Source organism: Nocardia sp. GTS18, assembly GCF_013839555.1.
Taxonomy (GTDB): Bacteria; Actinomycetota; Actinomycetes; order Mycobacteriales; family Mycobacteriaceae; genus Nocardia; species Nocardia rosealba.
The window spans coordinates 20,016-31,121 of record NZ_JACBIU010000003.1 but is presented as its reverse complement, the minus strand read 5'-3'; the positions used below and the strand labels follow the sequence as shown (position 1 = coordinate 31,121).

The 11,106-nt window shown below is 67.7% G+C and carries 14 protein-coding genes; 4 read left to right on the top strand and 10 right to left on the bottom strand.

Features of this window, described 5'->3' with window-relative positions:
- Nucleotides 1-134: 134 nt before the first annotated feature.
- Complete coding sequence (gene rlmN, locus HYG95_RS04960) at nucleotides 135-1,244, bottom strand: 23S rRNA (adenine(2503)-C(2))-methyltransferase RlmN (RefSeq protein WP_181696826.1); 1,110 nt, start codon at nucleotides 1,242-1,244, stop codon at nucleotides 135-137.
- A 101-nt stretch (nucleotides 1,245-1,345) separates the two neighbouring features.
- Between rlmN and HYG95_RS04955 the strand changes: the two genes are divergently transcribed.
- The gene (locus tag HYG95_RS04955) at nucleotides 1,346-1,714 is read left to right on the top strand and encodes a lipopolysaccharide assembly LapA domain-containing protein (protein ID WP_181696825.1); all 369 of its coding nucleotides are present in this window, start codon (nucleotides 1,346-1,348) and stop codon (nucleotides 1,712-1,714) included.
- A 5-nt stretch (nucleotides 1,715-1,719) separates the two neighbouring features.
- On the opposite strand, the gene HYG95_RS04950 is transcribed toward HYG95_RS04955, so the two are convergent.
- The 5 genes from HYG95_RS04950 to rpsB form a co-directional block, all read right to left on the bottom strand.
- Nucleotides 1,720-2,565, bottom strand: coding sequence for a phosphatidate cytidylyltransferase (locus tag HYG95_RS04950; RefSeq protein WP_225280801.1), 846 nt, complete (start codon nucleotides 2,563-2,565; stop codon nucleotides 1,720-1,722).
- 176 nt (nucleotides 2,566-2,741) lie between these two features.
- Complete coding sequence (frr, locus tag HYG95_RS04945) at nucleotides 2,742-3,299, bottom strand: ribosome recycling factor (RefSeq protein WP_181696824.1); 558 nt, start codon at nucleotides 3,297-3,299, stop codon at nucleotides 2,742-2,744.
- Between the two features lie 49 nt (nucleotides 3,300-3,348).
- Nucleotides 3,349-4,077, bottom strand: a complete 729-nt coding sequence (gene pyrH / locus HYG95_RS04940; RefSeq protein ID WP_067636525.1) for a UMP kinase — start codon at nucleotides 4,075-4,077, stop codon at nucleotides 3,349-3,351.
- Between the two features lie 219 nt (nucleotides 4,078-4,296).
- A complete protein-coding gene (gene tsf, locus HYG95_RS04935; protein ID WP_181696823.1) occupies nucleotides 4,297-5,121 on the bottom strand; it encodes a translation elongation factor Ts in 825 nt (274 codons plus the stop codon).
- Between the two features lie 253 nt (nucleotides 5,122-5,374).
- The gene (rpsB, locus tag HYG95_RS04930) at nucleotides 5,375-6,256 is read right to left on the bottom strand and encodes a 30S ribosomal protein S2 (RefSeq protein ID WP_067496258.1); all 882 of its coding nucleotides are present in this window, start codon (nucleotides 6,254-6,256) and stop codon (nucleotides 5,375-5,377) included.
- Nucleotides 6,257-7,092: 836 nt separating this feature from the next.
- Between rpsB and HYG95_RS04925 the strand changes: the two genes are divergently transcribed.
- Genes HYG95_RS04925 through HYG95_RS04915 form a run of 3 tightly spaced genes read left to right on the top strand, consistent with a single transcriptional unit; the run spans nucleotide 7,093 to nucleotide 8,453 of the window.
- Nucleotides 7,093-7,332 (top strand): hypothetical protein, encoded by a 240-nt coding sequence (locus tag HYG95_RS04925; RefSeq protein ID WP_181696822.1) that lies wholly within the window; start codon nucleotides 7,093-7,095, stop codon nucleotides 7,330-7,332.
- Between the two features lie 11 nt (nucleotides 7,333-7,343).
- A complete protein-coding gene (locus HYG95_RS04920) occupies nucleotides 7,344-7,880 on the top strand; it encodes a M23 family metallopeptidase (protein ID WP_181696821.1) in 537 nt (178 codons plus the stop codon).
- A gap of 42 nt (nucleotides 7,881-7,922) precedes the next feature.
- On the top strand, nucleotides 7,923-8,453 hold the full coding sequence (locus tag HYG95_RS04915) for a DUF1990 domain-containing protein (protein ID WP_181697011.1): 531 nt from the start codon (nucleotides 7,923-7,925) through the stop codon (nucleotides 8,451-8,453).
- Between the two features lie 18 nt (nucleotides 8,454-8,471).
- Here the strand turns inward: HYG95_RS04915 and HYG95_RS04910 are convergent, their stop codons facing one another.
- From HYG95_RS04910 to HYG95_RS04895, 4 genes are all read right to left on the bottom strand, one after another.
- Nucleotides 8,472-8,840, bottom strand: a complete 369-nt coding sequence (locus tag HYG95_RS04910; protein ID WP_181696820.1) for a GatB/YqeY domain-containing protein — start codon at nucleotides 8,838-8,840, stop codon at nucleotides 8,472-8,474.
- 77 nt (nucleotides 8,841-8,917) lie between these two features.
- Nucleotides 8,918-9,229 (bottom strand): DUF202 domain-containing protein, encoded by a 312-nt coding sequence (locus HYG95_RS04905; RefSeq protein WP_181696819.1) that lies wholly within the window; start codon nucleotides 9,227-9,229, stop codon nucleotides 8,918-8,920.
- Nucleotides 9,226-9,591: a YidH family protein gene (locus HYG95_RS04900; protein WP_067636537.1), complete on the bottom strand. Its 366-nt coding sequence runs from the start codon at nucleotides 9,589-9,591 to the stop codon at nucleotides 9,226-9,228. The genes HYG95_RS04905 and HYG95_RS04900 overlap by 4 nt, the downstream gene beginning before the upstream one ends.
- A gap of 262 nt (nucleotides 9,592-9,853) precedes the next feature.
- Entirely contained in the window at nucleotides 9,854-10,777 is a 924-nt protein-coding gene (locus tag HYG95_RS04895; protein WP_181696818.1) for a tyrosine recombinase XerC, read from the bottom strand.
- Nucleotides 10,778-11,106: the final 329 nt, after the last annotated feature.

The following is an 11,106-nucleotide window of genomic DNA, read 5'->3' as shown; positions in this document are numbered from 1 at the left end:
CCATCACCTGCCAGCAGGTTCCGGTTCCCCGTTTCAACGGGGCGGGCCCGTGATGCTCCGATTCCGTTTGGATCTACAGGCAGGCACCACCACTGCTACGTCCCGGCCCAAGATGCCCCTAGCGCCGTCGCGCGCTAGCCCTCCGCGGCGAGTTGGCCGCAGGCTGCGGCGATCTCCTGACCGCGGGTGTCGCGGACCGTGCAGGGCACGCCCTGCTCGTTCACGCGGCGGACGAATTCGCGTTCGACCGGCTTGGGGGCGGCATCCCATTTGCTGCCGGGGGTGGGGTTGAGCGGGATGACGTTGACGTGCACTCGGGACCCCAATGCCTTGTGCAGCTTCTTGCCGAGCATGTCCGCACGCCAGGGCTGGTCGTTAACATCCCGGATGAGGGCGTACTCGATCGAGACGCGACGGCCCGACTTGTCGGCGTAATACCGTGCGGCATCCAGGACTTCGGCGACCGGCCAGCGATTGTTGACCGGCACCAACGTGTCTCGCAACTCGTCGTCCGGAGTGTGCAGGGAGACAGCCAAAGTCACCGAGAGATCTTCGTCCGCGAGCTTACGAATAGCAGGGGCCAGGCCAACAGTCGAGACAACTACGTTGCGCTGGGAGATGCCGAAACCATCCGGCGAAGGTGACGTAATACGCCGGACAGCTGACACTACTCGACGATAGTTAGCTAAAGGTTCACCCATGCCCATGAACACGATGTTGGACAGGCGGCCCGGCCCGCCGTGTACCTCGCCGTCGCGCAGGGCGGCGGCCGCGGCCCGCACCTGGTCGACGATCTCGGCGGTCGACAGATTGCGGGTGAGCCCCGCCTGCCCGGTCGCACAGAACGGGCACGCCATGCCACAGCCCGCCTGGCTGGAGATGCACAGCGTGTTGCGGTCGGGGTAGCGCATGAGCACGCTCTCGAGCAGTGTGCCGTCGTGTGCGCGCCAGAGTGTCTTGCGGGTGTCGCCCTCGTCGCAGGCCAGGTGACGCACCACGTCGAGCAGCGGCGGGAACAGCGTCTCGCCCACCTTCTCGCGCACGTCGGCGGGCAGATCCGTCATCTGCGCCGGATCGGACTGCAGGCGGCCGTAGTACTGGCGGGCCAGCTGATCGGCGCGGAACTTCGGCAGGCCCAGCTCCTGCACCGCGGCCTTGCGCTCGTCCGCGTCGAGATCGGCGAGGTGGCGCGGCGGCATACCGCGACGCGGGGCATCGAACACAAGGGGCAGGGAGGTGGCCATAATTCCTCCATTGTCCCAAACGCCGCGACCGGGCCGCCACGCCGGGCGCCGTTATCGAGAAGATGCGTGCAGCGGTGATAGCGGTCGGCCATGATCGAGGTATGTCCACGAACGCAGAATCAGGCACGCCACCGGCGCGCGAGCCTGAGGCCGAGCCCACCGCCGGCCGGGAACCCGAGCATGCGCCTGCCACGCACGCACCCGTCAAACGACCGAAGCCGGACGCGCTGGTGCGGTCGCGCACCGGCTACACGTGGATGGCGTTGCTCGCTGCCGCGATCTTCGGGATCGTCCTGCTGATCTTCATCCTGCAGAATCTCGACAAGGTGCAGGTGACGCTGCTGTTCTGGAGCTTCTCGCTACCGCTGGGAATCATGGTGCTGCTGTCGGTGATCCTCGGCGCACTGGTGATGGGGCTGGTCGGCGGCATCCGCATCCTGCAGTTACGCCATGCCGCCCGGCAACCCTGAGCGCCTCAGACCAACGCGCTGAGTACCAGCCACGACACGAACGCCGAGGGCAGCATCGAGTCGAGCCGGTCCATTATCCCGCCGTGTCCGGGCAGCAGCGTGCCCATGTCCTTGATACCGAGTTCACGCTTGATCTGCGATTCGATCAGGTCGCCGAGGGTCGCTACGACCACCAGGCCGACACCGAGCACCACACCGATCATCGAGTTGGCCTCGAGCAGCAGCGTGACGGTGAGCAGACCACCGATCACGCTGAACACCAATGAACCGCAGAACCCTTCCCACGACTTCTTCGGGCTGATCGCGGGCACCATCGGATGCCTGCCGAACAGCACGCCTGCGACGTAACCGCCGACATCGGAGCAGACGACGAGGATCATGAACGTGAGCACCCGCAGGTTGCCGTCGGGTTCGAGCAGCAGCAGCGTCGAGAACGCCGCGAGCAGTGGGATCCAGGACAGCGTGAAGATCGCGATCGCGGTGTCGCGCAGGAAGTTCCGTGGCGCGGTGCTCAGGCCGTGATCGAACAGGCGCCAGACCATGCAGGTCAACGCCGTCGCGGCGAACGCGCCGAGCACCCCGCTCGCGCCCCACGGCCAGCCGAGCCAGAACACCGCCTGGCCGCCGACGAGCAACGGGATGCGCGGCACCAGGACGTCGGCTTCGCGCAGCCGCTTGGTGACCTCCCACATGGCCACGCCGACACCGACACCGGCGACGCCGATGAACACCTTCGGAACGAACAACAGGATCGCGATCAGCGACAACCCGAGGCCCAAGCCGACCGCCAGCGCCGCGGGCAGGTTGCGACCCGCCCGCGAGGCCGGAGCCTGCGGCTGTTCCTGCGGCACGGCCGCGCCGGGTTCGTCCCCTGCCGCGGCCGCGCCGGTCGGCTCGACCGTGTCCGGCGGCGATTCCGGTTCCGGTGCCGCACCTGTGGCGGCGGCGTCTTCGGCCACGATTGTCCCGTCGCTCAACTCGTCGTTCCGTTCATCCCCCGCACGAGCGGGACTGGCGAGATCTGCGCTCAGACCTCGAGCAGTTCGGCTTCCTTGTGCTTGACCAGCTCGTCGATCTGGCCCACGTACTTGGCGGTGGTCTTGTCGAGCTCCTTCTCGGCGCGCCCGACCTCGTCCTCGCCCGCTTCACCATCTTTCTGGATCCGGCCCAGTTCTTCCATCGCCTTGCGACGGACGTTGCGGATCGAGACCTTGGCGTCCTCGCCCTTGCCCTTGGCCATCTTCACCATCTCGCGGCGCCGCTCCTCGGTGAGCTGCGGGATCGTGATGCGCAGGATGTCACCGTTGTTGGTGGGGTTCACGCCGAGATCGGAGTTGCGGATGGCGTTCTCGATCGGACCGAGCTGGCTCTGCTCGTACGGCTTGATCACCACCATGCGCGGCTCGGGCACGGAGATGCTGGACATCTGGGTGATCGGCGTCGGCGTGCCGTAGTAGTCGACCAGGACCCGGGTGAACATGCCCGGGTTGGCGCGCCCGGTGCGGATGCTGCCCAGATCGTCCTTCGCTACCGAGACGGCCTTCTCCATTTTCTCCTCGGCATCGAAGAGCGCTTCATCAATCACGACCGGTTCCTCCACAGCGTCGTCATCGTCATCGTCCGCGAGTGCGGGGTCAGGACCGAACCAAGGTGCCGATGGGTTCACCGGCGACCGCACGAGCAATATTGCCCTTGATCAACAGATTGAACACCAGCATCGGCATCTGGTTGTCCATGCAAAGGCTGAAAGCGGTGGCATCGGCCACCTTCAGACCCTTCTCGATCACTTCCTTGTGGGTGATCTCGGTGAACATGCTGGCGTTGTCGTCCACGCGCGGGTCGGCGTCGAACACGCCGTCGACGGCCTTGGCCATCAGCACCACGTCGGCGCCGATCTCGAGCGCACGCTGGGCCGCGGTCGTGTCGGTGGAGAAGTAGGGCATGCCCATGCCCGCACCGAAGATCACCACGCGACCCTTCTCCAGGTGACGCTTGGCGCGCAGCGGGAGGTACGGCTCGGCGACCTGGCCCATCGTGATGGCGGTCTGCACGCGCGTATCCACCCCCTGCTGCTGCAGAAAGTCTTGTAGCGCAAGGCTGTTCATCACGGTGCCGAGCATGCCCATGTAGTCGGAGCGGGCGCGTTCCATGCCGCGCTCCTCGAGCTCGGCGCCGCGGAAGAAGTTGCCGCCGCCGATCACCACGGCCACCTGGACGCCTGTCTCGACGATCTCGGCGATCTGCTCGGCCACGGTCTGCACGACATCGGGATCGAGCCCGACACCACCGCCACCGAACATCTCCCCACCCAGCTTCAGCAGCACCCGGCGATATCCAGGGCGGTCGTTACCCGGGTCGGTCATGGGTGTTCGTCTCCTTCGGCGAGGTGAGATCGGTTCGAACTGCGGGCGCGCGGAGCAGGCCGCACAGCAAGGCAGAGCGGCATCCATCCTGCCTTATCCGGTTACCGCCACCACACAAGACCCCCTCGCGCGCGGCCCGCGCCGGATCGGTCCGCGCGTCGGCGGCGCACGGCAAAACGCCCCCGATGCTGAGCGCATCGGGGGCGTCGGTCGGCCTGATCAGGCCTGGCCGACCTCGAAGCGCGCGAAACGCTTCACGGTCACGCCGGCGTCCTCCAGAAGAGCCTTGACGGTCTTCTTGGAGTCGGTGACGGCGGCCTGCTCGAGCAGGACGACATCCTTGAAGAAGCCGTTGACGCGGCCTTCGACGATCTTCGGCAGTGCGGCGTCGGGCTTGCCCTCTTCGCGCGCGGTCTGCTCGGCGATGCGGCGCTCGTTCTCGACGGTCTCGGCGGGCACCTCGTCGCGGGTGAGGTACTTGGCCTTGAGCGCGGCGACCTGCATGCCCGCGGCACGAGCGGCCTCGGCGGCGGCGTCACCGGAACCCTCGTACTCGACCAGCACGCCGACGGCGGGCGGCAGGTCCGAGGCACGCTTGTGCAGGTAGGTGGCGACCGGGCCGTCGAAGGACACGACGCGACGCAGTTCCAGCTTCTCGCCGATCTTGGCGGCCAGCGCCTGCACGGCCTCGTCGACGGTGCTGTTGTCCAGCTTCAGCGCCTTGAGGGCATCCAGGTCGGCCGGCTTGGCAGCGGCGGCCGCGGTGACGATCGCGTCGGCCAGCTCCTGGAACTCGGCGTTCTTGGCGACGAAGTCGGTCTCGGAGTTGATCTCGATCATGACGCCGTCCTTGGCGATGACCAGACCCTCGGCGGTGGCGCGCTCGGCACGCTTGCCGACATCCTTGGCGCCCTTGATGCGCAGGACCTCGACGGCCTTGTCGAAGTCGCCGTCGGACTCGGCCAGCGCGTTCTTGCAGTCCATCATGCCGGAGCCGGTGAGCTCCCGGAGCCGCTTCACATCAGCAGCGGTGTAGTTCGCCATCGGGGGCGAGCCTCCTGTGTCTATGGCGGCTGGCGCCGCGGGTTTCTCGGCCCTGGGGGCCTCGATCTTCCCTCCCGGCGGGCGCTCCTTCGTCGCACCCTCTGGTCAGTCCAGATCGAGGCGGCCGAGAAACCAGAGCAGAGCTGATGTCTCGGCCGGGCCAGGCAGTTGTTCGTTCGGTATTTACGCCACCTTGCCGACCTCGTCTGAATTCAGACGGGTCGGCAAGGTGAACAGTGTGCTACCGATCAGCTCAGAAGTCGGCCGGAGTGTGCTGGGCCGGGTCGGCCTTCACCTCGGCAGCGGCTTCGGCCGGGGTCTCGGCGGCCGGGGCCTCGGCGGCGGGGGCTTCAGCGGCCGGGGTCGCCTGAGCCAGCAGCTCCTGCTCCCACTCGGCGAGGGGCTCGCCGGCACCGGCTTCGGGCTTCGAATCGCCGGAAGCGCGGCCCGCGCGGGCCTGCACGCCCTCGGCCACCGCGGAGGCGACGACCTTGGTGAGCAGAGCGGCGGAACGGATCGCGTCGTCGTTACCCGGGATCGGGTAGTCGACCAGGTCGGGATCGCAGTTGGTGTCCAGGATCGCGATGACCGGGATGTTCAGCTTGCGAGCCTCGCCGACGGCGATGTGCTCCTTGTTGGTGTCGACGACCCAGATGGCCGAGGGCACCTTGGCCATGTCGCGGATACCACCGAGGGTGCGATCCAGCTTGGTCATCTCACGCGTGAGCATGAGGATTTCCTTCTTGGTGCGACCCTCGAAGCCACCGGTCTGCTCCATGGCCTCGAGCTCCTTCAGGCGCTGCAGGCGCTTGTGGACGGTCGAGAAGTTGGTGAGCATGCCACCCAGCCAGCGCTGGTTGACGTAGGGCATACCGACGCGAGTCGCCTCGGCCGCGATCGACTCCTGGGCCTGCTTCTTGGTGCCGACGAAGAGAACGGTGCCACCGTGGGCGACGGTCTCCTTGACGAACTCGTAGGCCTTGTCGATGTAGGTCAGCGTCTGCTGCAGGTCGATGATGTAGATGCCGTTGCGGTCGGTGAAGATGAACCGCTTCATCTTCGGGTTCCACCGACGAGTCTGGTGCCCGAAGTGCGCGCCGCTGTCGAGCAGCTGCTTCATAGTTACGACAGCCATAGCTCCCGTACCCTCTTTCGTTGCCGGTTGACGCAGCCGATCGGCGATCGACTGCCCTGGCGCCACCGAAACCACCGGACCCGATCGGGACCAGCCGGCGATTTCACTGTTCATCCGCTGGAGAACTCGCGCTGACATGCCCTCGCGGACCGTCTGCGTTGCGAGCGACGACCGGATGGACGAGCACGGGTGGCGCGCGAAGTCGGTCCGTGCCGTGCACACGTGTTGCTGCTGAGCACAAACCGCTCGTTCAGTCTACGCGGCGACGGGCCAGGGCCGAAATCGCCCCCGCTCGCCGACCGGGGATTTCCGTCGTGAAGTGCGCGATATCCACATGTGCCGAAGTTGTCCACAATCGGGAAATCGTTGTCCCGCTCAGGGATTGTGCGGTCGACAGTTGTGCCATGAACACATTGACGCGTGTCCTGATCACCACCTTTCCCCTCCTCTGCGCGGTGGGTGTAGCGGCGCCGGCGGCCGGTCATCCCGCCCCGGTGTGTGCCGTCCTCGCGCAGCCACCGGGCGACCGAGAGGTCGTTTCCCCACCGTCTCGAGCGGCGGCACCGGGATCTGTACCGGCCGCGCCGCCACCGCCTGGTGAGAAAGCCGCACCTGGGCCCGTCGTTGTGATCGTGGTGCCGGGGCCGCTCGCGCCAGGGCCTGCCGGGGTAGACGCTGCCGGCAGCCCGTGCGCCACCGCGGGCACTGAGGGAGGCGTTGATACCGGGATTCCGGCGGGGTGTGACGGTGTCGAAGGTCCGCTCGACGGCAGCGAGCGGGTGCCGGTGCAGCGGCCCGGTTCCTGTGGCAAGGCACCGATTCTGCGGCCCGGCCAGATGCCGAAGGAGGCGCTGGTTCCGGCACCGGTTCCGGTTCGGGTGACCGTGCACGACCTCGGGTCTGCGGCGCCTGCCCAGCAGCGGGCTCGGCCGGAGAAGGATCGGAGTTCCGCGCCGGAGCTCGAGATTCGGGTGCGCGGCGGAAGCGGTTCGGCGGCCGACCTGCCTGCCGCGTTGCGCGAACTCGTGCGCGTGCTGGTGCCACAGCGCGTGCCTGCGCCACGCCCCCATCGCTGAGGCGCTCGACGATGGCGAGCCGGGTTCGTCCGTACGCCTGGATTTCGGGTGCTGTCCTCGTGCTGACGGTGGTCGCGGGTGGGGCGGCGCCGGTCGGGGCGGTGGAAACCGGACCGTTCGGCTGGCCGCTGCGTCCACGGCCGACGGTGGAACGGCGGTTCGACAAGCCGGAGCGCAATTGGTTGCCGGGCCATCGCGGGGTCGACCTGGCAGGCGCCGAAGGTCAATCGGTTCTCGCGGCGGGCGATGGGATCGTCGTCTTCGCGGGCACGGTCGCCGGGAAACCTGTGGTGTCGATCGACCACGAGGGCGGCCTGCGCACCACATATGAGCCGGTGCAGGCGCAGGTAAAAGTGGGAGCCCGGATAGGTCGCGGCACCCCGATCGGCACCCTGGTCGCCGGACACGAGGGCTGCCCGGCACCGGCCTGCCTGCACTGGGGTGTCCGCCGCGAATCCAGCATCCACAGCCGTCGCGAATACATCGACCCGTTGGGTCTCCTGCACGAAGTCCCGGTACGCCTCAAACCGCTGAGCCCGGCACTGTGACCTCGACGACCCGGCACGGAGCCGCAGGGAATACCGGCCACAATCGATACTGTGCCCGCAGAATCAACGCCCTTCACCTATCCCGACGTCGGCGCGACCCGCGCGACGACGCTTCCTGCCGGTTACCACCGGTTCCGGCTCCGGCGACCTATAGGGCGGGGTCGCGAACTGTTCGATCGGGCCGGGACGCACATCCTCGCCTTCGGGATGCAGAAGGGAGTCGGCATCTTTCAGCGCGCCGATTCCGAAACCGCCAGGGAGGGAACCGAATTGACGGTTCGTCTCGGCGCCGGGCCGCTCGGCATCAATGCGCCGTGCCGGGTGGTTTATGTGCTCGACGAACCGAACCGCCGCGGGTTCGCCTACGGCACGTTACCGGGGCATCCCGAACGGGGCGAGGAGTTGTTCGCGGTCGAATACGACCCGGCCGACGACACGGTGTACGGACTGGTCACCGCGTTTTCGACACCCGCCGCGTGGTACACCCGCCTGGGCGGGCCGGTCGCGCGACTGCTGCAACACTGGTTCGCCCACCGCTACCTTCGAACATTGCCGAGCAATACCGGAAGCTGACCCACGCGGGGCCGGTCGTCAGAGGAAGGCGCTCAGCACGTCGGCTTCCGCGGTGACCTGGTCGCGCTGGTCCACAGCACCGAGGCGGTCGTATTCCCCTGCGGTGATGCGTCTTTCGTTGATCTCGTGGCGGACGATCTCGACGATGTCGTCCTCGGTGAGTTCCCGGCGGCGGACTTCGGCGGCGCCGAGGCCGATGGCACTGTCTTCCAGCGCACCGGCTTTCGCGTCGCCGACGTCGACCGCCTCGGCATTGCCGATCGCGGCCAGGGCTGATCGCAGCGCCGAGACCGCGCTGCGATCCCTGGCTTTCATCGCGGGCTTCAGTGCGGTGCGCAGGCGATCCCGCAACGCGGTGAGGGGCTGGTCCGGTGATCCTGCGGTCATGAGAGTCGACTGTAATTGCCTGCTCGGTACCCGTCGATCGAGTTCCGGTGCCCGACGTGACGGTTCTTCGATCGGAGTCATGATGCGTATCGGCTGCCGAGCAGAACCTCGGCTACGGCGATGAGGACGACCAGCGTGACCACGAGGGTGGTGATCGACACCAGCCGATGCCCGCCCGCCGAGCGGCCCCGACCGAGAGTCCGACCGCGATACCAGCCCAGACCGGCGAGCAGTACGGCCGCGGTGGCGGCGGCGCAGGGAAGAACGATCCACATGCCGTCCTCGGTGGTCGCCTCGTGCGCGAAAAGCAGTGCACAGGCAGCAGCTCCCAGGGCGGTGCGCCGCCACGCGAGCGCGGTGCGTTCCATGGCAAGGGTCGGCGCGGTCACGAAAGTACGACCGCCACACAGACGAGTACGGCGATCACCGCGACGCCGACCGACAGCACCGGCACCAGCACCGTGCCCGGCAACGGCCCACCTGCCAGCATCGCGCGATTCACCCGACGCCAGTGCCGATACGCGCCCACCGCGACGGCCAGTGACATCACCAGACAGGCCAGCGTGATCACACCGGCGAACCCCGCCAATCGCGGTGGCTGAACAAGGGTGTGCACCGCGACGCCGCCGGCGAGCAGGCCGAGTGCGGTCCTGATCCACGCCAGAAAAGTCCGCTCGTTGGCGAGCGTGAACCGATAGTCGACCTCACCCTCCCCATCCTCGGATTCGGCCCCGACCTCGGGCAATGTCATCCCATCACCTCCGCCACCCATCATGCGCCCCCGACATCCCATCCCCGATCAACCTCATACAACCGCCGCGTCGACCCGCAACTCGCCGACGAGGATCGGTCCACGCTGTCACCTCGACAGCCTCTCGTATTCGCCGAGTTGACCACGCGGGTCGAGGTGTATCCGCTCGCGGCAACGGCCGATCTGGCTGAGTCGGCAACCGACAGACCAAGCATCGGGTCGAATATGGTCGTTCACCGCGGTTGTGGCGTCGGCGTGGCGATCATGCGCGAGGATGAGCTTGGTCGTGGACTCGTTTGAGGCGTTCGACGGAGACGTGGGTGTAGAGCTGGGTGGTTGCCATGCTGGCGTGGCCGAGGAGTTCCTGGACCACGCGTAGGTCGGCGCCGCCTTCGAGGAGGTGGGTGGCGGCAGTGTGGCGCAGGCCGTGGGGGCCCATGTCGGGGGCACCGGGGATGGCGGCGACAACCTCGTGGACGACGGTCCGCGCCTGGCGTTGGTCGAGGCGGCGGCCACGCTGGCCGAGGAACAGCGCTCGACCGGAACGCTCGTTGGCCAGGGCGGGTCGGCCGGCACGCAGCCAGGCGACGAGGGCTGCCTCGGCCGGAGCGCCGAAGGGCACCGAGCGCTCCTTGTTGCCTTTGCCGAGTACCCGGACGAGTTGGCGTTCACGGTCGATGTCGTCGAGGTCGAGGCCGCACAGTTCGCTCACCCGGATGCCGGTGGCATACAGCAGCTCCACGATCAGCCGGTCACGCAAGGCCATCGGGTCCTGCTGTGCCGCACCGGATTCCGCCGCACCCATCGCCTGCGCCGCCTGCTCACGCCCGAGCACCGCAGGCAGCACACGGTGCGCCTTGGGGGCCTGCAACCGCAGCCCCGGATCGATATCCAGCCGTCCCGTCTCGGTCAGCCACGCGGTGAAAGTCCGTGCCGCCGACGCCCTACGCGACAGTGTCGTCCGCGCGGCCCCACCCGCCGCCAGCTCGGCCAGCCACGACCGCAACACTCCCAGATCGAGTTCCCGCAACGCCGCATCCGCCGACCGCGCGTACACATGCTCGAGCAGAGACCGCACATCCCCCACATAAGCCCGCACCGTATGCGCCGACCGATTCCGCCCCAGCCGCAGATGACGCCCGAACTCCCCGAGCAAAGCAGTCAAATCCTCGGGCAACACATCCATTCCCCCACCGTCGCCCCTCCCCTTGCATCACGCAACCCACCACGCCGCACACCCGGCACCCTCACACCCGGCGCCCCCACGCACCACCCACACTGCTGGGTCGACGAGTGGCAGCGGCGGCGACCCGAGCGAGCACACCGCCGACTGGCACCGCCACCTCGGACACGTCGCTCTCGCGCTTTCACATTCCGCCCAGGCCCACACGTCGGCCAGGCACCGCCGCTATCTCGATAAGCGGATCGGCGCCTGGGACGCTGCGGTCACCTGGCCGACGAGGCGGCAGTATCGCCATCGCCCTCACGCCCAACGCCGACACCAGCGTCCCACCC

What these genes read in the sequence shown, in the direction of transcription:
- rlmN (WP_181696826.1), bottom strand. Translation starts at nt 1,244, where the DNA reads ATGGCCACCTCCCTGCCCCTTGTGTTCGATGCCCCGCGTCGCGGTATG.
- HYG95_RS04955 (WP_181696825.1), top strand. Translation starts at nt 1,346, where the DNA reads ATGTCCACGAACGCAGAATCAGGCACGCCACCGGCGCGCGAGCCTGAG.
- pyrH (WP_067636525.1), bottom strand. Translation starts at nt 4,077, where the DNA reads ATGACCGACCCGGGTAACGACCGCCCTGGATATCGCCGGGTGCTGCTG.
- tsf (WP_181696823.1), bottom strand. Translation starts at nt 5,121, where the DNA reads ATGGCGAACTACACCGCTGCTGATGTGAAGCGGCTCCGGGAGCTCACC.
- rpsB (WP_067496258.1), bottom strand. Translation starts at nt 6,256, where the DNA reads ATGGCTGTCGTAACTATGAAGCAGCTGCTCGACAGCGGCGCGCACTTC.
- HYG95_RS04925 (WP_181696822.1), top strand. Translation starts at nt 7,093, where the DNA reads ATGCCGAAGGAGGCGCTGGTTCCGGCACCGGTTCCGGTTCGGGTGACC.
- HYG95_RS04920 (WP_181696821.1), top strand. Translation starts at nt 7,344, where the DNA reads ATGGCGAGCCGGGTTCGTCCGTACGCCTGGATTTCGGGTGCTGTCCTC.
- HYG95_RS04910 (WP_181696820.1), bottom strand. Translation starts at nt 8,840, where the DNA reads ATGACCGCAGGATCACCGGACCAGCCCCTCACCGCGTTGCGGGATCGC.
- HYG95_RS04900 (WP_067636537.1), bottom strand. Translation starts at nt 9,591, where the DNA reads ATGACATTGCCCGAGGTCGGGGCCGAATCCGAGGATGGGGAGGGTGAG.
- HYG95_RS04895 (WP_181696818.1), bottom strand. Translation starts at nt 10,777, where the DNA reads ATGGATGTGTTGCCCGAGGATTTGACTGCTTTGCTCGGGGAGTTCGGG.